Consider the following 19,232-nt stretch of genomic DNA (forward strand, 5'->3'; position numbering starts at 1 on the left):
GGTTGCCCCGGGGCGCCGCCGGTCCACGCATACCGGGAGGGGGGTTCAGGCCGCCCGAAGTGCGAGATGGACCACGTCGGGCACACCTCGGGCAACGGCCACCTCTTCCGTCCTAACCCCGCTGAACCCGGCATTCCGCAACGCCTGTTCGAAGTCCGGCGACGGCTGCGCGGACCAGACGGCGAGCACTCCGCCCGGGGTCAGCCGGTCGTGGCAGTGCGCCAGGCCGGCGGGGGAGTAGAGGCTTCCGTTGTCCTCCGTGACGGTCCAGTCCGGCCCGTTGTCGATGTCCAGGCACAGCGCGTCGTAACGCTCCGTGGTGGTACGGAGGTGGGTGACGAGGTCCGTGTGCGCGATCCCGGTCCGGGGGTCGGCCAGCGCCGGACCGGAGATCCCCTCCAGCGGCCCGGCCAGGTGCCAGTCCACGATCGCCTGCTCCCGCTCCACGACCACGATCCGGCCCCAGCGCTCCTCCTCGGCGGCCCGTACCAGCGAGAAGCCGACACCCAGGCCGCCGATCAGCACCGTGGGCGCGGTCCGCGCGGCGGGCAGGGCGGCCAGCGCGGCGTCGATCAGCAGCCGCTCGGAACGCCCGTCCGAGGTGTCCATCAGGAAGCAGCCGTTGGCGATGATCTCGAAGTGCTCCCCGCGCGCCCGCAGCACGACTTCGCCGAAGGGTCCCTCGCGGCGGTCGAGGACGACGGGGGCGGCGGCGGAACGCGTCGGCATCGGGTCGGGGGCGGGCGTCGCGGGCATGGCGGGCATCGGGTGGCTCTCGTCTCCGGTCGTGGCGGTTCGGTGTCCCTCATCCTGTCCCGCCGCCCGGGTCGAGGGCCAGCCGGTTCCCCCCCCGCCGGGGGCGGGGAACAACGGTCCGCCCCGCGGCGCTCCCGTACACGGGACCGCCCCGGCACCCACCGCCCCACCGGGAGGGAGCGGACCCCATCGGGAGGGCGCGGACCCCACCCGGAGGGAGCGGGGGACGGCCCGGAGCATCGGGTCGTCGCGTCTGATCGCTCAGAGCGAACAAGGGTTGGGGAACATTCGGCGGCTCAGGAGCATTGAGTCCACGTAGCTCAACTTGCCTGCCGAAGGGGAGATCATGACTAACGAGTCCGAGGCGTTCACACCGATCGACCTGCCCGTGCTGCCGCTCGACGACGAGGTCGTCCTGCCCGGCATGGTGGTGCCGCTCGACCTGTCCGACACCGAGGTGCGCGCCGCCGTGGAGGCCGCGCAGGCCGCCGCCCGTCCCGGCGGGGGCAAGCCCCAGGTGCTGCTGGTCCCGCGGATCGACGGTACGTACACGGGGACCGGTGTCCTCGGCACCGTCGAGCAGGTCGGACGCCTGTCGGACGGCGACCCGGGCGCACTCATCCGGGCCCGTGACCGGGTGCGCATCGGCGCGGGGACCAGTGGGCCCGGCCGGGCGCTCTGGGTCGAGGGGACCGTGCTCGAAACCGCTGCCCCCGACCCCCTGCCCGGGTCCGCCGCCGAACTCGTCCGGGAGTACAAGGCACTCGCCACCAGCTGGCTGAAGAAGCGTGGAGCCTGGCAGGTCGTGGACCGGGTCCAGCAGATCGACGACGTTTCCGCGCTCGCCGACAACTCGGGGTACTCGCCGTTCCTCAGCACCGCCCAGAAGGTCCAGCTCCTGGAGACCGCGGACCCGATCGCCCGGCTGAAGCTCGCCATCCAGTGGCTGAGCGAGCACCTCGCCGAGCAGGACGTTGCCGAATCCATCGCCAAGGACGTCCAGGACGGCGTCGACAAGCAGCAGCGCGAATTCCTGCTGCGCCGCCAGCTGGACGCCGTACGCAAGGAGCTCTCCGAGCTCAACGGCGACCCGGAGGGCGAGTCCGACGACTACCGGGCCCGCGTCGAGGCCGCCGACCTCCCCGAGCACGTCCGGGAGGCCGCGCTCAAGGAGGTCGAGAAGCTGGAGCGGTCCAGCGACCAGTCGCCCGAGGGCTCCTGGATCCGCACCTGGCTGGACACCGTCCTCGAACTGCCCTGGACCGAGCGGACCGAGGACGCCTACGACATCCGCGGCGCCCAGGAGGTCCTGGACGCCGAGCACGCCGGCCTCGCCGACGTGAAGGAACGCATCACCGAGTACCTCGCGGTGCGCAAGCGCCGTGCCGACCGGGGGCTGGGGGTGGTGGGCGGCCGCCGAGGCGGCGCGGTGCTGGCCCTCGTCGGCCCGCCCGGCGTCGGCAAGACCTCCCTCGGCGAGTCCGTCGCGCACGCCATGGGCCGTAAGTTCGTCCGTGTCGCGCTCGGCGGTGTCCGGGACGAGGCGGAGATCCGCGGCCACCGGCGTACGTACGTGGGCGCGCTCCCCGGCCGTATCGTGCGGGCCATCAAGGAGGCCGGTTCGATGAACCCGGTCGTCCTGCTCGACGAGATCGACAAGGTCGGCTCCGACTTCCGGGGCGACCCGGCCGCCGCCCTCCTCGAAGTCCTCGACCCGGCCCAGAACCACACCTTCCGCGACCACTACCTGGAGGTCGAGCTCGACCTCAGCGATGTCGTCTTCCTCGCCACCGCCAACGTGCTCGAAGCCATCCCGGAGCCCCTGCTCGACCGCATGGAGCTGGTCCGCCTCGACGGTTACACCGAGGACGAGAAGGTCGTCATCGCCCGGGACCACCTGCTCCCGCGCCAGCTGGAGCGGGCCGGACTGGAGAAGGACGAGGTCGCCCTGGAGGAGTCGGCGCTGCGCAAGCTGGCCGGCGAGTACACCCGCGAGGCGGGCGTCAGGAATCTGGAGCGGGCGGTGGCCCGCCTGCTCCGCAAGGTCGCGGCCCAGCACGAGCTGGGCGACCGCGAGCTGCCGTTCGCGGTGACCGACGCGGATCTGCGCGGCCTCATCGGCCGCCCGCACCACGTGCCCGAGTCCGCCCAGGACCCGGCCGAGCGCCGCACCGCGGTGCCGGGCGTGGCCACCGGGCTCGCGGTGACCGGGGCGGGCGGTGACGTCCTCTTCGTCGAGGCGTCGCTCGCCGACCCGGAGACCGGGGCGTCGGGACTGACCCTGACCGGTCAGCTCGGGGAGGTCATGAAGGAGTCGGCGCAGATCGCGCTGAGCTTCCTGCGGTCGCACGGCGCGGAGCTGGAGCTGCCGGTCGCGGACCTCAAGGACCGGGGTGTACACATCCACTTCCCGGCGGGCGCGGTCCCCAAGGACGGCCCGAGCGCGGGCATCACCCTGACGACCGCCCTGGCCTCGCTGCTCTCCGGTCGGCTGGTCCGTACGGATGTGGCGATGACCGGCGAGGTGTCGCTGACCGGACGGGTGCTGCCGATCGGCGGCCTCAAGCAGAAGCTGCTGGCCGCGCACCGGGCGGGCATCACCACCGTGGTGATCCCCCAGCGCAACGAGGCCGACCTGGACGACGTCCCGGCCGAGGTGCTGGAGAAGCTGGAGGTCCACCCGGTCACCGACGTCCGCCAGGTGCTGGAGATCGCCCTCGCCCCGGCCTCGGCCGGTCGCGAGGCCAGGACCGGGGAGAGGATCCCGGCCGCCGCCTGACCGCCGCGCGAGTGACGGGCGCGGCATCAGGTGCGCGACCGGTACGGACGGCCCGCTTCCCGAGTCGACGGGAGCGGGCCGTTCCATGTGCCGGCAGCCCGGCCGGTCGGGGGCGGCAGCCGGTCAGGGGCGGTAGATCGTGCCCGGCTCCGGCACGGCCGGGGCCATCAGCTCGGGGACGGTCACGAAGGTGTAGCCGTCCTTCTGGAGCGCGTCGATGATCCCGGGCACGGCGGGGACGGTGCCCTTGTAGATGTCGTGCAGCAGGATGACGCCGTCCTTGCTCGCCTGGTCCAGGATCCGCTTCTTGATCAGCGCGGAGTCGTTCGTCGAGTAGTCCTTGGCGGTGGCGCTCCACAGCACCTGGGAGAGCCCCAGGTCCTTGCTGATCTCCGAGACCGTGTCGTCGGTGCGGCCCTGCGGCGGGCGCATCAGCCGGGGCTTCTTGCCGGTGATCTTCTCGATGGCGAGCTGCGTCTTCTCCAGCTCGGCGCGTATCTTGTCCGGCCCCTGGTCGGTCAGGATCTTGTGGGTCCAGGTGTGGTTGGCGACCTCGTGGCCCTCGTCCTCGATGCGCCGCACCGTGTCGGGGTGCTTGATGACGTGGTGCTTGCCGAGCAGGAAGAACGTGGCGTGCACCTTCTTCTCCTTGAGGATGTCCAGCAGCCTCGGCGTGTCCTTGCCCGGCCCCGCGTCGAAGGTCAGGGCGATGCACTTGGCCTTGCGGCAGTCCACCGGCCCGAACGAGCCCTTGGCGTCGGACGCCGCCTCCTCGCGTGCCGAGCCCGGCGCCGTGGTGTCCATCGAGCAGCCGCTCACCGCCAGTGTGAGCGCCGTCACCAGCGCCGCGGTCAACCCCACTCTGGACAACGGCATCTTTCTGGGCACGACACATCACTCCTCTGTGCGGGAAATCCGCACAGATGTGCGGTACGCCGAGGACTATACACAGTGCGTATACATGGTGTGTATAGCGGTGGGTCCGAGGGTGCCGCGGGCCCGGGGGTCAGGCCCCGAGGGGGGCGAGGGTCCTCCGCCGGCCGGCCGCGGTGCGGGTCACGGCGTGCCGACGGCACCCGCCCGGCAGGGCCTGCGGAGGGGCGGGCTGCCGCCCTGGGCCCATTCCTGCGAAATACTGGCTGAACTGCGGCGTCGACCGGTCGCGGAAGAAACTTTCATCGGCAGGAAACCGTACGAGGGGTACTGACGTGCGCGGGATCGACAGCGAGCCGGAGCCGGGCGCGACGGACGGAAGTGGCGTGGACCACGCATTTCTGGCGCTGGAGCGTGAGTTGGCCGTGTTCCTGCGGCGGGCGCGCGCCACCTCGGGCGACATGGCCCGGGAGGTCCACCCCGAACTGGAGCCCGCCGCCTACGGCCTGCTCGTCCGCCTGGAGGCGGCGGGCCGGCAGCGGGCCACCGAACTGGCCGCCTACTTCGGCGTCGGCAAGGCCACCATGAGCCGCCAGCTGCACTCGCTGGAGAACCTCGGGCTGGTGGCCCGCGAACCCGACCCGGCCGACGGGCGGGCCTGGCTCGTCCGCCTCACCGGTGACGGCCTGGCCCGCTTCCGCAGCGTCCGGGACGCCCGCCGGGGGCGCTATGTGCGCAAACTGGCCGACTGGGACCGGGCCGAGGTCGCAGAACTGGCCAGGCTCCTGCACCAGCTGAACGCCCGCGCCGAGAGCTGAGCGCGGGGGCGGGGCGCCCGCCGGGGAGCCGCGCGGAGGCTCAGTCCAGCTCCACCAGAAGCGCGGTGGCGTCGTCGTGCGTCTTGCCACGCCGCAGCCGTACGCGCCCGGCCGCCGCGTCGGCGCCCTCCAGCTCCCGCACCCGGTCGATCAGGCCCTGCGGCCCCGCCTTCCGCAGCAGCCCCAGCGCATCCGTCCAGTCGCCCTCACCGAACACCTCCGTCCAGCGGGCCGCGCCGTCCGTGAGCGCGGCGAGGGCCCGGACGCCGGCCACCGGGGTGCTGCCCGTCACCGCGCGCGCCGCCACCGACGGATCGGCGGCGGCGGTGAAGAAACCGCCCTCCTTGTTGCGAACCGTGGAATCGGCGATCTCGTCCGAGGCGAGCGAGCCGGGCGGCAGCAGGTCCAGCCGGTCGTCGAGGACCGCCCGGACCGTGCCGTCGAGGGACTCCAGCAGCAGGACCGAGTCGGAGAGCACCAGGTGGTCGATCGCGTGTTCGTCCCAGCGCGCCAGGACCACGGTCGCCTGAGGCGTACGTACGTGAGAAAGGTCACAGGTGGATCGGTGCGTGTCGGCTGTACGGGAGATGGCCTCGGCCAGGACCTCGGTCAGGGTCAGGTCGGGGCGGGAACCGGACAGTTCCACCAGCGCGCCGCCCAGCCGTGCGGTGAACCACGGGACCGCATGCACACAACCGTCGTCCCCCCGCGGAGGGGTGACGCCATCGAGCAGGACCAGCACACCGCCCTGGCCGGACGCGGGAAGGGCCCCGGAGGCCCAGTCCTCGTTGGGGCGTTCGCGGCTGCCGGGCGCGGTGGCGAGTTCGATGCGCATGCAGCCAGTCTGCACGAGCCCTTCACTTCCTCCGCACGCGGCCGGGAATGGCCTGTACCAGCAGGTCAACGCGGGCGCACGGAACGGAAGGGGCGGCTCCGGACCGATGCGGGCGGGCATCCTGCCAAAGGCGGGGCGGAAGTTCCACCCCATGGTCCACGCATGGTCAGGGGCGCACCGGGGGAGACTTGTTCGCCAACTCAAGAGTGATGTTCACTCCTTCGAGTGGCGGAGCGGTTGATGCGCGCCCCCCTCTCAAAAGCGCTGGAATGGTCAGAAGCCGTACCAGGAGCGGGGCGCCCTTCCATGTGACCGTGCGTCACCTCTGCTTCAAGGGTGGACGAGTCAAGATTGCGAGCACCGGTGCAGATGAAGCGGCCGCGGAGCAAGGGCACGACGCGCGACGGTTCCGGGGCGACGCCTCCGGCGCCCGGCACGGACAAGCGGACCGTGCGGGTGCGCAGCCGACTGGTCGCCGGTGTCGCGGTCGTCGGCGTCATCGTCATAGCGGCGGGCGCCCCCGCCGTGCTCGGGGCCTCCGCCGATCTGACCGAGTCCCAGCGGCTGGTCACGCTCGCGGAGCTGAACCGGCAGGCGGTCACCCTCGGGCACTCCCTCGCCGACGAGCGTGACGCCATCACCGCGTACATCGCCGACGGCAGGGACGAGAAAGCCGACGACGACGGCGCGAAGAACCGCACCGCCCGCACCACCCGCGTCGACCAGCAGATCGACGAGATCCACGAGGCGGCCCCGGCGGCCCTGCGCCGCGACCTCTCGACGGTTTCCTCGCTGCGCCGTGAGGCGCTGACCGGCAAGGGCTCGGCCCTGGAGGCGCACCAGGCGTACTCCGACGTCATCGCCAAGCTGCACGGCATCGCCGCCGAACTGGCGGGGAAGACCCCGCCGCGCGCCGCCGACGCCACCCGGGCCCCGCTCACCCTCGGCGGCGCGGCCGAGCAGGCCTCCGCCACCCGCGGGCTCCTCCTCGCCGCGCTCGCCGTACCGAGCCCCGAGGCCGAGACGGATCCCTTCACCGGGCTGCCGGTGGCGACCCAGGACGAGGGCGGCACCCGGGCCGACCGCGAACGCGACGAGCTGAGCGCCGCCGCCCAGCAGGCCCGCGTCCGGGAGCTGGCCGCGCTGGCCGACTTCGACCAGGCGGCGGACCCGGAGGCCCGCGACAAGCTCTCCGCCACCGTCACCGGATCCGAGGTCAACGACGCGGAGAAGTACCTCACCCGCCTCACCGACCGCCCCGAGCTGTCGGAGGCGGAGCGCAGGATCAGCCCCAAGAAGCTGGAGGCCGCGCTCTCCGCCCGCGTCGACCGGATGCGCAGCGTCGAGTCGGCCCTGACCACCGGCCAGGTCCAGCACCTGGAAGGCCTCCGCGACGACGACGTCACCGCCCTCGAACTGAGCATCGCCCTGCTCGGCGGCTGCTTCCTCCTCGCCGTGGGCGTCTCCACCGCCGTCGCCCGCACCCTCACCCAGCCGCTCGCCGTCCTGCGCATCGGCGCCGCGCGCCTCGCCGAGGACCCCGAGAGCGCCGAACCGGTCCGCTACACCGGCCGCAACGACGAATTCGCCCAGGTCGTACGGTCGATGAACGCGCTGCACGGCAGGCTCACCACCCTGCACCAGGACCTCGGCGGACGCGTCGAGAGCCTGACCGGCGAACGGACCAAGCTGGTCGCGGGCCGCGAGACCCTCGTGGCCCAGCGCGCCGAACTCCAGACGCGGGCCGCCGAGCTGGCCACCCAGCTGGAGCAGCTGAAGAACACGGTCAACCACACCTTCGTCAACCTCTCCCTGCGCACGCTCGGACTGGTCGAGCGGCAGCTCGGGGTCATCGAGGGCCTGGAGGAGCGCGAGCAGGACGCGGAACGCCTGGCCACCCTGTTCAAGCTGGACCACATGGCCACGGTCATGCGCCGCCACAGCGAGAACATGCTCGTCCTCGCGGGCGCCGAGCACGGCCACGGCCACGCCGGGCCGATCCCGCTGGTCGACGTGGCGCGCGCGGCCGTGAGCGAGATCGAGCGGTACGAGCGGGTCACCATCCAGTCCCTGCCGCCGCACGCCCAGATCGCCGGGTTCGCCGCCGACGACCTCAGCCATCTCCTCGCCGAACTCCTGGAGAACGCGACATCCTTCTCGCCGCCCGACTCCCAGGTCGAGCTGTCCGGCTGGCTGTTGGAGAGCGGCGAGGTGATGCTCTCCGTGTCGGACGCGGGCATCGGCATGTCGACGGTCCGGATGGGCGAACTCAATGCCAGGCTGGCCGACCCGGCCTCGTTCGAGCCGGGGGAGCGGCACATCGACATGACCGGGGCCGGACTCGGCCTCCAGGTCACGTCGTTGCTGGCCGCCCGGCACGGGGTGCGGGTCCAGCTCCGCGAGCAGAAGGGGAGTGGTGTGACGGCCGTCGTCGTCCTGCCGGACGCCCTGCTGCCCAACTCCCTGCCCGCCTCCTCGCCGCCCGCCGTACAGCTTCCCGGTGACGCGCCCACGCTCAACCTCCCGGGCTCGGTGGCGGAGGCGAACTCCAACTCCCTGCCCAGCCGTTCACCGCTCCCGTCCTCGGGGCCCGAGCCCGGGACCACCACCGAAGCGGAGCCGGTGCCGGACCCGGCACCGACCTCGGAGCCCGGGGCGGCGGCGGGCCCGGAAGCGGGGAACGCCCCCGAGACGCCCGCCGAGCCCCTGCCCGCCGTCGACCCCTTGATCGTCGCCGCCGAGCGGACGATCCGCGAGAACGCGGCGGCCGAGAACGTGGCAGCCGAGGAGACGGCGGCCGAAAGCGCGGTGCCCGACGAGGGCCCGGACGCCACCGCCGTACCGCCGCGGGAGCAGGACACGCGGCAGCCGGGCGCGGCCCCCGAGGCCGAAAGCGGAAGCGGAACCGATAGCGGAAGCGGAACCGATGCCGGGGCCGGCACCGACGCCGGGCACGGGGCCGATTCCGGAGCCGAGTCGGATTCCGAGATCACCCTGCAGGTCCGGCTCCCGAAGCCTCCCCCGGCAGACCCGGTGGCCCCCGCGGCCCCCGACGCCCCGGCGGCAGTGGACTCCCCGGCCCTGCCGGGCACCGCCGGCCCGTACGCGATCGGCCCCGACCGCCATGAGCGCCCGGCCGAGACCGGCCCGGGGGGCCAGGACCCGGACGGGCCCGCATTCCGCCCCGCGCCCCACGCCGAAGCGGCCTCCGCACCCGCCCCCGCCGACACCGTCCCGGGCCCCCGCCGGCCCGAGGCCGGACGGATCACCGACAAGGGGCTGCCCAAGCGCACCCCCAAGGTGGTCCGGCCCGACTCGACCCCCGCCCCCGGGCGCACCGGCAGCCTCGACCGGGATGCCCTGCGCCGTCGGCTCGGCAGCTTCCACCAGGCGGCGAAGGAGGGCAGGCGCGACGTCGAGGCGGAGATCGCCGAGACCGGTGGCATCGCCGTCGCCGGCCCCGGGGGCGTACCCGCCGGGCGTACGGGGCACGAGAGCACCACCGCACACGCCACAGGGGCCGCACAGGACACACGGAACGCAAGGACCGCACGGACCGCCGGGACCGGCGGCCGGGCGGACGGCCGGAACGAAGAGACGGGGGACACAGTCGAGGAGGCACGCAGTTGACTGCGCCCAGCACATGCGGGCTGAGTACCGAAGCCCGGAACCTTCACTGGTTGCTGAGCAATCTCGTGGAGGAGGTGCCAGGGGTCCGCTCGGTCACCGTCGTCTCGTCCGACGGCCTGATGCTGCTCTCCTCCGACCCCGGCCATCTGACCGCGAAGGCGGCCGGACCGGCCGCCGGGAAGCCGGACGGGCCGAGGGGTTCCAGCGCCGACCTGGCCACGATCGTCTCCGGCATCGGCTCGCTGACCGTCGGAGCCGCGAAGCTGATGGACGGCGGCGGCATCAAGCAGACGATGGTCGCCATGGACGAGGGCAGCGTCTTCGTCATGTCGATCAGCGACGGCTCCCTCCTCGGCGTCCACGCCACCCCGGACTGCGACATGAGCGTCGTCGCCTACCACATGGCCCTCTTCGTCGGCCGGGCCGGACACGTACTCACCCCCGAACTCCGCAGTGAGCTGCGCACATCGATGGAGAGCGCCCTGTGACCACCGCCGCCGCGGAACCCGCCCCCCGGCTCCCCGTCCGAGGGGCGGACAAACGCCCCGCCCGGGTCCGCCCGTACTCCCTCACCGGCGGTCGCACCCGCTTCGGGCACGTCCTGCTGGTCGAGACGTTCGTCGCGGCCCTCGATCCACCCGACGAGCGCCGGGAGCTCACAGGAGGCAACCTCGCCTCGCGCGTGATGCCGGAGCTCAGGGCCATCGTCGAACTCTGCCGCCGGATGCGTACGGTCGCGGAGGTCTCGGCCCTGTTGAAGATGCCGCTCGGAGTCGTCCGGGTGCTGCTCAGCGACCTGGCCGACCAGGGAAAGATCCGCGTGTACGGAACCGGTCACGGTGCCGGCCAGCCCGACCGCGCACTGCTCGAAAGGGTGCTCAATGGACTCCGCCGTCTCTGAGGCGCCGCTCTTCGCCCCGCGCCAGCCGGGGCCCCGGGAGCAGGCCGAGGAGTCCCTCCAGGCCTGGCAGCTCGACCACACCCGCGCGCCCACCGCTACCAAGATCGTGGTGGCGGGCGGATTCGGCGTCGGCAAGACGACGTTCGTCGGCTCGGTCTCCGAGATCACGCCGTTGCAGACCGAAGCGCTGATGACCCAGGCCAGCGAGGAGACCGACGACCTCTCCGCGACACCGGAGAAGACCACGACCACCGTGGCCATGGACTTCGGCCGGCTCACGCTGGAGGACGACCTCGTCCTGTACGTCTTCGGCACCCCGGGCCAGCAGCGCTTCTGGTTCATGTGGGACGACCTGGTGCGCGGGGCGATCGGCGCGGTCGTCCTCGCCGACACCCGGCGGCTGGAGGACTGCTTCCCCGCGCTCGACTACTTCGAGAGCTGCGGGCTGCCGTACATCGTGGCCGTCAACCACTTCGAGGGGACGCCCGGTTACGAGGCGGAGGACGTCAGGGAGGCCCTGACCGTACCCCCGCAGGTCCCGGTAGTGATCATGGACGCTCGTAACAGGATCACGGTCGTCGAGTCGCTGCTCGCCCTGGTGGGCCACGCTCTCGACGTCACCCCCGTCTGAGGGCCGTCCCTCGGACCTCCTCGAAACAGAGACAACGGAGAGCCGCGATGCGGAAGATACTCATAGTCGGAGCCGGCCAGTCCGGGCTCCAGCTGGCCCTGGGACTGCAGTCCAGGGGCTACGAAGTCACCCTGATGTCCAACCGCACCGCCGACGAGATCCGCACCGGCCGGGTCATGTCGACGCAGTGCATGTTCCACACCGCGCTCCAGCACGAGCGGGACTACCAGCTGAACTTCTGGGAGTCCCAGGCCCCGAAGATCGAGGGACTCGGCGTCTCCGTCGCCGCCCCCGACTCCTCCCGCGCCATCGACTGGGTCGGCAAACTGGACGGCTTCGCCCAGTCCGTCGACCAGCGCGTGAAGATGGCCGGCTGGATGGAGACCTTCGCCCAGCGCGGCGGGCAGCTCGTCATCCACGGGGCCGCTGTCTCCGACCTGGACTACTTCTCCCGCACCTACGACCTGGTGATGGTCTCGGCCGGCAAGGGTGAGCTGGTCTCCATGTTCGGCCGGGACGCGGCCCGTTCGCCGTTCGACGCCCCGCAGCGCGCGCTGGCCGTGGCGTACGTCCACGGCATGGGACCCCGCCCCGAGCACCCGGAGTTCGACGCGGTCCGCTGCAACCTGGTGCCGGGCGTCGGCGAGCTGTTCGTGATGCCGACGCTCACCACCTCCGGCCGCGCCGACATCCTCTTCTGGGAGGGCATCCCCGGCGGCCCGCTCGATGCCTTCCAGGGCATCAAGGACCCCTCCGAGCACCTCGCGAAGACGCTGGAACTCATGGAGCGGTTCACGCCGTGGGAGTACGCCCGCGCCACCAAGGTCGAGCTGACCGACGCCAACGGCACCCTCGCCGGCCGCTACGCCCCCACGGTCCGCAAGCCGATCGGCCGGCTGCCCGGCGGCGGCCTGGTCCTCGGCGTCGCGGACGTCGTCGTCGCCAACGACCCGATCACCGGCCAGGGCTCCAACTCCGCCTCCAAGTGCGCTAACGCGTACCTCGACGCGATCATCGAGCACGGCGGGAAGGAGTTCGACGCGGCGTGGATGCAGTCCACGTTCGACCGCTACTGGGAGACAGCGCAGCACGTCACGAAGTGGACCAACGCGATGCTCGGCGTCCCGCCGGAGCACGTGCTGAACCTGATCGGCGCGGCCGGTCAGCTCCAGCCCGTCGCGGACCGCTTCGCCAACGGGTTCAACAACCCGGCGGACTTCGAGAACTTCTTCTACGAGCCGGAGAAGACCAACGCGTACCTGGCCTCGGTCTCCGGAGCCTGAGCGGCCCGCCCACCGCTTCGGCGGCCGGACCCGCACCGTCGGTCCGGCCGCCGAGGTCTGTCCGTACCGGTCTACGGGGTGGCGTCCGGAGCGGCCTCCGTGCCGTACCCGGTGTCCGCGCCGTCGCGCGCGCCCTCCGGCAGCTCCGGGAGCGTGTACGTGGACAGCGGGGTGCCGTCGGGGTCGGGCCGGACGGCGCCCAGCAGCGGGTTCGACGCCAGGGGTGAGACCTTGACCTTCGTGCCGGGGCGCGGCGCCTGCACCACCAGGCCGTCGCCGATGTACAGCGCCACGTGGGTCGCCTTCGGGAAGTAGATCACCAGGTCTCCGGGGCGCAGCGCGGAGACCGGCACCTTCGGGAGCTGCTTCCACTGCTCCTGCGAGGTGCGCGGGATCGTCCGCCCCGCCGCCGACCAGGCCTGGGAGGTGAGCCCGGAGCAGTCGAAGGAGTCGGGGCCCTCGGCCCCCCACACGTACGGCTTGCCGATCTGCCGGACCGCGTACGCGACGGCGTCGCCGCCCTGCCGGGTGGGCGGCCGGGCGGAGCTGAGCGCGCCGGAGGCCACCAGTTCGCGCTGCGCCTCGTCCACGCCCCGCTGTTCGAGACCGGCGAGCTGGGTCATCTGCTCCTCGGAGAGCGTGGCCAGCAGCCCCTCGACCTCCTTGAGCCTGTCGCGCACGGCGTCACGCTGCTTCTTCTGCCGGGCGGCCAGCTCCTTCTGCTGGTCCAGCGCCTTGCGGGAGGCGGTGGCCAGCGCGTCGGCCCGCCGGGCGTCCTCGGTCAGCCGGTCCACGGCCGCCGCGCGGTTCGCGGCCAGCCGCCGCACGACGTGCGTCTGGTCCAGGGCCCGCAGGGGATCACGGGACAGCAGCAGCCGGAGGTACGCGGAGAACTCGGTCCGCCCCTGGTACTGCTCCCGGGCCAGCCGGCCGGCGTCCCCGCGGCTGAGCTTCAGCGCGGCCCGCGCCTTCGCCAGGTCCGCGTTCACCTTCTTCACCTGAGCGGTCCGCTGCTTCAGCTTCTCCGCGGTGGCGTTGTAGGTCTCGCTCGCCTCCTCCGCCGCCTGGTAGCGGGTCTGCAGCTCGCGCAGCAGGGCGGCGACGCTCCTGGGCGCCCCGGGCGCACCGAGAGCGGTCTCGGCGTCGACCTCCGTCGCGTCGGACCCGCCGGAGTCCTCCGGCGCCTCGGAACCGCCGGGGTCCTCCGGGTCCTCTGCCGCGTCGGGCTCCTCCGCGTCCGTCGCGTCCGGATCGGCCGTTCCGGAGGGCTCCTCGGACGGTACGGGGCCGGGTGCGGCCGACGCGGCGGTGGCGGGGGAGACGGTGAGCACCGCGGCCAGCGCGGTCGTGCAGACCACGCGCAGGAGTCTGCCTGACACGACATCACCTCCGTGACGGAGACGTAGCCCGGCATCGGGCCCGTCCATACATGGGCGAATCCGATAATCCGGTCACGTGGTGTCAGGTGATGCAAGCACCGAGCGGCGCGCCGTCCGGGGAACCCCCGGACGGCGGTGGTGAGGGAAAGGGAAGGGGACCGGGTCTCAGGCCACCGGGAAGGCGTAGAAGGACCTGTCCCGCTGAACGACGACGGTCTCCCCGGCGGCGAGTACGCGGTACGGCGCGCTCACCGTCGCCCCCTTCGGGTCGGCCGACCCGATGTCCTGGAACTTCCACAGCCGCTCGCCGTCGGCCGCCGAGAACGCCGTGACCTGGACGGCGTCGGCGGCGAGCAGAGTCTTCTCGCTGCCGCTGAGCGTGAGCGACGGGGCGTCCCCGACGCCCGGCACCTCGGTGGAGCGCCGCCACCTGAGCCGGCCGCTGGCCCGGTCCACCGCGCCGACCAGCCGGCTGCGCTCGGTGGTGTGGATCAGCGGCCCGGCGACCAGCGGGGTGCCGAACACCGAGCCGTCGCTGCCCTCGACGCGCCACAGCGGCTTCGCCGTGTCCGCCTCGAAGGCCTGGAGGTCCTTGCCGACCGCCGCGTACAGCGATCCGTCCTCGTCGCCCGCGGTGGCCGCCTCGGGGGAGGCCGCGCCGTACTGCTTGATCCACAGCAGCTTGCCGTTCTCCTGGTCGAACGAGCGGATGGAGCCCTTCCCCTTGGCCGCCTTGGACTCGGCCGCCGTCAGGCTGACCGCGTCCTGCCGTACGAGGACGTCGGCGGAGCGTTCCGCGACCACCCGGTAGGCGGGGGTGCCCGGGGCGCGGCCCGCGGGCACGGGAGTCCGCCACAGCTCCTTGCGCCGCACGATGTCGTACGCGAAGAAGTAGGCCTGGACGACCTCCTTGTCCTTGCCCTTCTTCTTGCCCTTCTTCGGCTTAGGCGCCTTCACCGTGACCGTGTGCGAACCGGTGAACCGGATCACCGGCCCGGAGTTCCCGGCCAGCCGCCCGAGAGTGAGGCCCGGCAGGTCGCCGAAGGCGTCCGAGTAGCGCACGCGGTGCACGACCTTGCCGTTCTTCGGCGACAGCCACAGGAACTCCGTCGGGCTCGCCACGAAGACCAGGTCGGCGCCCGCCGCCAGCGCGGCCTGCCCCTTCGCCGCGTCCGCGCGCTGCCACAGCCGCTTGCCGGTGCGCAGGTCCACGGCGCTGGCCTGGCTCTCGCTGGTCACCACGAGGAGCTTGTCCCGCCATACGGCGGTGGTGAGCGGGGACGACTCGGAGGCCGGGTGCGTGTAGATCCAGCGCGGCTCGGGGGGCTGCCCGGGGAGCGTGCGGCGGGGCTTCGGCGCGGGCTTGTCGTCCGTCGCCACCGCGGTGTCCCCGGACCCGAGAGCGGCGACCGAACCGCCGCCCACGACCAGCCCGCCGACGGCCGCCGCCGCGATGGTCAGCAGGGTCCGGCGGCTCGCGGCGGGGTCGGGCGCCGGGGCCGGTGCGGGAGGCAGCGGCAACGACACCATCGGCCCCCCGCCGGGGCCGCCGGGACCGGCGGGACCGGCCGGGAGCGGCGCCGCGGGGTACGGGGCGGGGCCACCGTACGGAGGGGCCGGCTGCCGCGGTGCGCCGGAGCCGGAAGCGGCGGGCGGCGCGGGCGGCATCGGGTGGGCCCCCGGGGCGGGGGCGGCGCCCGAGGGTGCGGGTCGTTCGTGGGGGAGCGCGAGCTGGGCCGTCGGGTGGTCGTTCCGCGGCGGCCGGGGCCCGGTGTCGAGGAACCGGGTGGTGCCCCGGCCCTCACCCGTCTCCCCGCCGCCCCCGGCCACCGCCTGGGGGCCGGGGGCGTCCGCCGGCGGCGTGTCCACCGGTGACGCGGGCAGCTGCCGGGCGTCCTCGGGCTCCTGGGCCGTACGTGCGTCCTTCGGCTCGGGGGCGGCGCCGGAGCCCTCGGACCGGGAGTCCTCGGACCGGGCGTCCTCGGGCGTCCGGGGCGCGGGCGCGTCCGCCGACCGGGCGTCCTCGGGCGCCTCCGCCGCAGACGCGGGCGTCTTCCGCGACCCCGGCTCCGGCGTCCCCGCCGCCTCGACCGCCCCGGCCCCCTCCTCCGGCGCCTCCAGGGCCAGCACCCGCGCCTCCTGGTCCGCGACCGCCGCCGCGAGCCGTTCGGGGAGCCAGCCGCCCCGGGCGAGCCCCGCCGCGCCCTCCAGAGCCAGTTCGGCGGCGACCGTGCCGGCGGTGGGCCGCTCGGCCGGGTCCTTCGCCAGGCAGCTCGTGATCAGCTCGCGCAACGCCTCCGGTACGGCGTCGAGTTCGGGCTCGTCCCCGGCGATCCGGCGGGCCGCCTCCTCGGCCGGGCCCTCCGTGAACGGGGTCGCCCCCGTAGCCGCGTAAGCCAGCAGCAGCCCCAGCACGAACAGGTCGGAGGCGGCGGAGACCTCCTCGCCCTCGATCTGCTCGGGCGTCAGATAACCGAGCCGCACCGAGAGCTGGCCGCCCGGCCGGGCCTGGGCCGAGGCCGCCGCGCCCAGCGGGCCGAAGGCGGTGAGGCGGGGGCCGTCGGCGGCCAGCAGCACCGTACCGGGGGCCAGCCCCTGGAGCACGGCCCCGGCGGCGTGCACCCGGGAGAGGATCTCGGCGATGCCCGCGCCCAGTATCCGCAGGGCCCGCTCGTCCAGCGGCCCGGCGATCCCGATCGCCTCGGCCAGCGGCAGCGCGGGGACGTAACCCGCCGCCGTCCACAGCGGCGCCGGCCCGTCCGCCGGGGCCTCCGGCTCCTCGCCGGTGTCCAGGGGCGGGGCCACCCAGCCGCCCGCGAGGCGTTCGGCGGTGCGCGCCTCGGCCTGGAAGCGGCGGCGGTACGCCGGTACGCCGGCCAGCTCGGGCCGCGCGGCGGTGATGAGGGCCACCTCGCCGGACGCGGTGTCCCGGGCCACGTACCGCACGGCGCTCGCGCCTTCGTGGAAGCGGGCCAGCGTGGTGAAGCGGCCGAAGCGGCGTGGATCGTCCTGACGCAGCGCCTCCATGGCGCACCCCCCTTGTGACCGTCTCTCGGCGACCGGGTGACCCGTCCTCCGGCGCCTGACCGTCGATCTTAGGGCCTGTGCCCCACGGGCAGCCGCCCGCCGCTCATTCGCGGCCCGGGGAGCTCGGGGGAGTCCTGGACCAGGGCCACTTGAGGGTGCGGTGCTCGCGGCCCCCGGGGGCGTACTCGTACACCCAGCCGCGCTGGAGCCCGAGCCGCTTGGTGTAGCCGGCCGGGACCCGCTGGTAGGCGTACACGGTGGCGGGGCCGCCGTCGGGGGAGGGCACCGGGACCTCGTACCACTTCGGCGGATGGCCGGTCGGGCCGAGCAGGACCGGCAGGACCCGGCCGTCCAGGGGGCCGCCGCGGAAAGGGGTGTTCTCGCTCTTCACCCGGTCAGTCTGACGCAGCGGCGGCGGGCAGCAGGTGCGCCGCCTCCGCGACGACCGGAATAACCCGTTCCGCCAGTCGGCCGGCCGGGCCGTCGGCCCCCTCCAGGGCCAGCAGGTCGCTCACCACCGCCGCGGTCTCCGGGTCCGTGGCGGCGGTCGCGGCGAGCAGCGCGAGGAGATGGTCGACCAGCCAGCCGCGCAGCTCGGCCGCGGCCGGCCGCTTCCCGTCGTCCAGCCAGATCAGCGAGGCGGCCTCCACGGCGGCGATCCAGCTGCGCACCATCATCCGCAGCCGCGGCCCGGCGGGCTGCTCCCCGGCCCCGCCCATCCGGCCGAGGTGGCGCAGGATCTCGTCGGCCGCCGCCCGTCGCACCCCGTCCACGATCGTCGTCGTGCGGGAGGTCTCCACGACGCTGCCGCCCCGCAGCAGGGCGCTGAACCCGGTGTCGTGCTCGTCGACGAAGCGCAGATAGCGGTCCAGCACCCGGGCGACCCGCTCGGTGGGCGGCCCCACCGGCGGTTCGGTGAAGCACAGCGTCAGCTCATCGGCGGCCGAGCCGAGCGCGGCCTCGTACAACTGCTGCCGTCCGCCCGGGAAGTAGCGGTAGACCAGCGGCCGGGACACCCCGGCGGCCACCGCCACCTCGTCGAGCGAGACCTCGTCGGGCGCCCGGTGGGCGAAGAGGCCGAGCGCGGCGAGCAGCAGCTGGGCGCGGCGCTCCTCGACGCTGAGCCTGCGGTACGTCGCCCGGGGCGGCGGGACTGCGGCGGTGGAGGTCATGCCTCCGAGCCTAAGGGCTGTCCCCTTCCGCACGGCTTTCAGGCCAGCAGGCCGGAGCTTCGCCACAGTCGGCGGCCGACGCCGTTCAGCAGCCCGATGTCGTCGAAGAAGTCGGTGAGCCGTTTCGCGCCGGACTGCATGACTTCCGCACGGTGGCCGCTCGCCTTCACCTGGGCGACGGCCTCGCGGCGGTCCAGGCCGACGTTCTCGTACACCCGCGGGTTCACGAAGCAGACGGAGAAGACCCGGGCCGCCTCGCCGCAGCTGACCTTGGTCAGCTCCCGCTCCCAGCGCGGGGCGGTCACCATCTGGCGGCGCAGCTCCTCCCGGGCGTACCGGACATGCCGGGCCTCCTCGATCACATGGATCCGGGTCACGCCGCGCACCAGCGTCTGCACGCGCTCGTCCGGGAAGGTCAGGCGCTGCATCCAGTCGAGGATCTCCTCGCCGAGCAGGGTCGCGGCGAACGAACCGGGGGTGGTGGAGACGGTCTTCAGGACGCGCGCCAGATTGTGGTAGATGCGCGGCACCGGGTACGTCGGCGCGCCGCCCCAGTCGATCATGCGGCCGAACATCATCGAGTGCCGGCACTCGTCGGCTATCTCGGTGAGCGCGTAGCGGACGTGGTTGCTGGTCACCGGCTTGTCGTAGACGTGCCGGACCAGCAGCTGCATCAGGATGATCTCGAACCAGATGCCGAGCGAGGCGAGCGCGGCCGCCTCGTGCCGGGAGAGGTCCAGCCGCTGTTCCTCGGACATGCGGTCCCACATCGGGGTCCCGTACAGCGAGAGCAGCTCCGGCGGCCAGAACCACCGGCCCTCCTCGACGGCCGCGTCCCAGTCGAGTTCGGTGTCGGGGTCGAAGGAGTGCCGGGCCGAGGATTCGAGCAGCCGCAGGGCGACCTGCTCGCGGTCGCGGAGAGGGCCGAGTGCGTCGCGCAGCACGGTGACATCGGGAGCGGTGGTGACATCGCGAGCGGTGACGGGCGTCATGGCGGGAGCACCTCACACAGGGGTTACCGGAAACGGGAGTTACCGGCGGTCACCTCTTATGAGACTGCTTGTCAGTAAGGCCGTCAATCCCTTGGCGCGACTCCGTACGACTTGTTGACTGGCTGTCTACCAACGTGTGAACCTGCCGGGAGGCGG

The 19,232-nt window shown here is 73.3% G+C and carries 15 protein-coding genes; 7 read left to right on the plus strand and 8 right to left on the minus strand.

The window, feature by feature from the left end:
* Positions 1-45: 45 nt before the first annotated feature.
* Entirely contained in the window at positions 46-765 is a 720-nt protein-coding gene (locus PSQ21_RS25375) for a spermidine synthase (protein ID WP_274033270.1), read from the minus strand.
* Between the two features lie 337 nt (positions 766-1,102).
* On the opposite strand from PSQ21_RS25375, the gene lon reads away from it, so the two are divergent.
* Positions 1,103-3,535, plus strand: a complete 2,433-nt coding sequence (lon, locus tag PSQ21_RS25380) for an endopeptidase La (RefSeq protein ID WP_274033272.1) — start codon at positions 1,103-1,105, stop codon at positions 3,533-3,535.
* 123 nt (positions 3,536-3,658) lie between these two features.
* Here lon and PSQ21_RS25385 read toward each other — a convergent pair whose 3' ends face one another.
* Positions 3,659-4,411, minus strand: coding sequence for a polysaccharide deacetylase family protein (locus tag PSQ21_RS25385; protein ID WP_274035932.1), 753 nt, complete (start codon positions 4,409-4,411; stop codon positions 3,659-3,661).
* 332 nt (positions 4,412-4,743) lie between these two features.
* On the opposite strand from PSQ21_RS25385, the gene PSQ21_RS25390 reads away from it, so the two are divergent.
* Entirely contained in the window at positions 4,744-5,226 is a 483-nt protein-coding gene (locus PSQ21_RS25390; protein ID WP_274033274.1) for a MarR family winged helix-turn-helix transcriptional regulator, read from the plus strand.
* A gap of 40 nt (positions 5,227-5,266) precedes the next feature.
* On the opposite strand, the gene PSQ21_RS25395 is transcribed toward PSQ21_RS25390, so the two are convergent.
* Entirely contained in the window at positions 5,267-6,061 is a 795-nt protein-coding gene (locus tag PSQ21_RS25395) for a protein phosphatase 2C domain-containing protein (protein ID WP_274033275.1), read from the minus strand.
* 363 nt (positions 6,062-6,424) lie between these two features.
* Between PSQ21_RS25395 and PSQ21_RS25400 the strand changes: the two genes are divergently transcribed.
* The 5 genes from PSQ21_RS25400 to PSQ21_RS25420 are packed head-to-tail and all read left to right on the plus strand — an operon-like array spanning position 6,425 to position 12,506.
* On the plus strand, positions 6,425-9,691 hold the full coding sequence (locus PSQ21_RS25400; RefSeq protein WP_274033277.1) for a sensor histidine kinase: 3,267 nt from the start codon (positions 6,425-6,427) through the stop codon (positions 9,689-9,691).
* Entirely contained in the window at positions 9,688-10,179 is a 492-nt protein-coding gene (locus PSQ21_RS25405) for a roadblock/LC7 domain-containing protein (RefSeq protein WP_274033278.1), read from the plus strand. Before PSQ21_RS25400 ends, PSQ21_RS25405 begins: the two co-directional genes overlap by 4 nt.
* The gene (locus PSQ21_RS25410; protein WP_274033280.1) at positions 10,176-10,592 is read left to right on the plus strand and encodes a DUF742 domain-containing protein; all 417 of its coding nucleotides are present in this window, start codon (positions 10,176-10,178) and stop codon (positions 10,590-10,592) included. The genes PSQ21_RS25405 and PSQ21_RS25410 overlap by 4 nt, the downstream gene beginning before the upstream one ends.
* Positions 10,573-11,223: a GTP-binding protein gene (locus tag PSQ21_RS25415; RefSeq protein WP_274033281.1), complete on the plus strand. Its 651-nt coding sequence runs from the start codon at positions 10,573-10,575 to the stop codon at positions 11,221-11,223. Before PSQ21_RS25410 ends, PSQ21_RS25415 begins: the two co-directional genes overlap by 20 nt.
* A 47-nt stretch (positions 11,224-11,270) precedes the next feature.
* Complete coding sequence (locus PSQ21_RS25420) at positions 11,271-12,506, plus strand: styrene monooxygenase/indole monooxygenase family protein (RefSeq protein ID WP_274033282.1); 1,236 nt, start codon at positions 11,271-11,273, stop codon at positions 12,504-12,506.
* 71 nt (positions 12,507-12,577) lie between these two features.
* Here PSQ21_RS25420 and PSQ21_RS25425 read toward each other — a convergent pair whose 3' ends face one another.
* The 5 genes from PSQ21_RS25425 to PSQ21_RS25445 all read right to left on the minus strand — a co-directional run bounded on the left by PSQ21_RS25425 (position 12,578) and on the right by PSQ21_RS25445 (position 19,076).
* Positions 12,578-13,885, minus strand: a complete 1,308-nt coding sequence (locus tag PSQ21_RS25425; protein ID WP_274033284.1) for a C40 family peptidase — start codon at positions 13,883-13,885, stop codon at positions 12,578-12,580.
* A gap of 165 nt (positions 13,886-14,050) precedes the next feature.
* Complete coding sequence (locus PSQ21_RS25430) at positions 14,051-16,912, minus strand: outer membrane protein assembly factor BamB family protein (protein WP_274033286.1); 2,862 nt, start codon at positions 16,910-16,912, stop codon at positions 14,051-14,053.
* 103 nt (positions 16,913-17,015) lie between these two features.
* The gene (locus PSQ21_RS25435; protein ID WP_274033302.1) at positions 17,016-17,303 is read right to left on the minus strand and encodes a hypothetical protein; all 288 of its coding nucleotides are present in this window, start codon (positions 17,301-17,303) and stop codon (positions 17,016-17,018) included.
* Between the two features lie 4 nt (positions 17,304-17,307).
* Positions 17,308-18,084: a TetR/AcrR family transcriptional regulator gene (locus PSQ21_RS25440; RefSeq protein WP_274033304.1), complete on the minus strand. Its 777-nt coding sequence runs from the start codon at positions 18,082-18,084 to the stop codon at positions 17,308-17,310.
* A gap of 38 nt (positions 18,085-18,122) precedes the next feature.
* The gene (locus tag PSQ21_RS25445) at positions 18,123-19,076 is read right to left on the minus strand and encodes an AurF N-oxygenase family protein (protein WP_274033305.1); all 954 of its coding nucleotides are present in this window, start codon (positions 19,074-19,076) and stop codon (positions 18,123-18,125) included.
* Positions 19,077-19,232: the final 156 nt, after the last annotated feature.

This window comes from Streptomyces sp. MMBL 11-1 (assembly GCF_028622875.1).
Classification (GTDB): Bacteria; Actinomycetota; Actinomycetes; order Streptomycetales; family Streptomycetaceae; genus Streptomyces.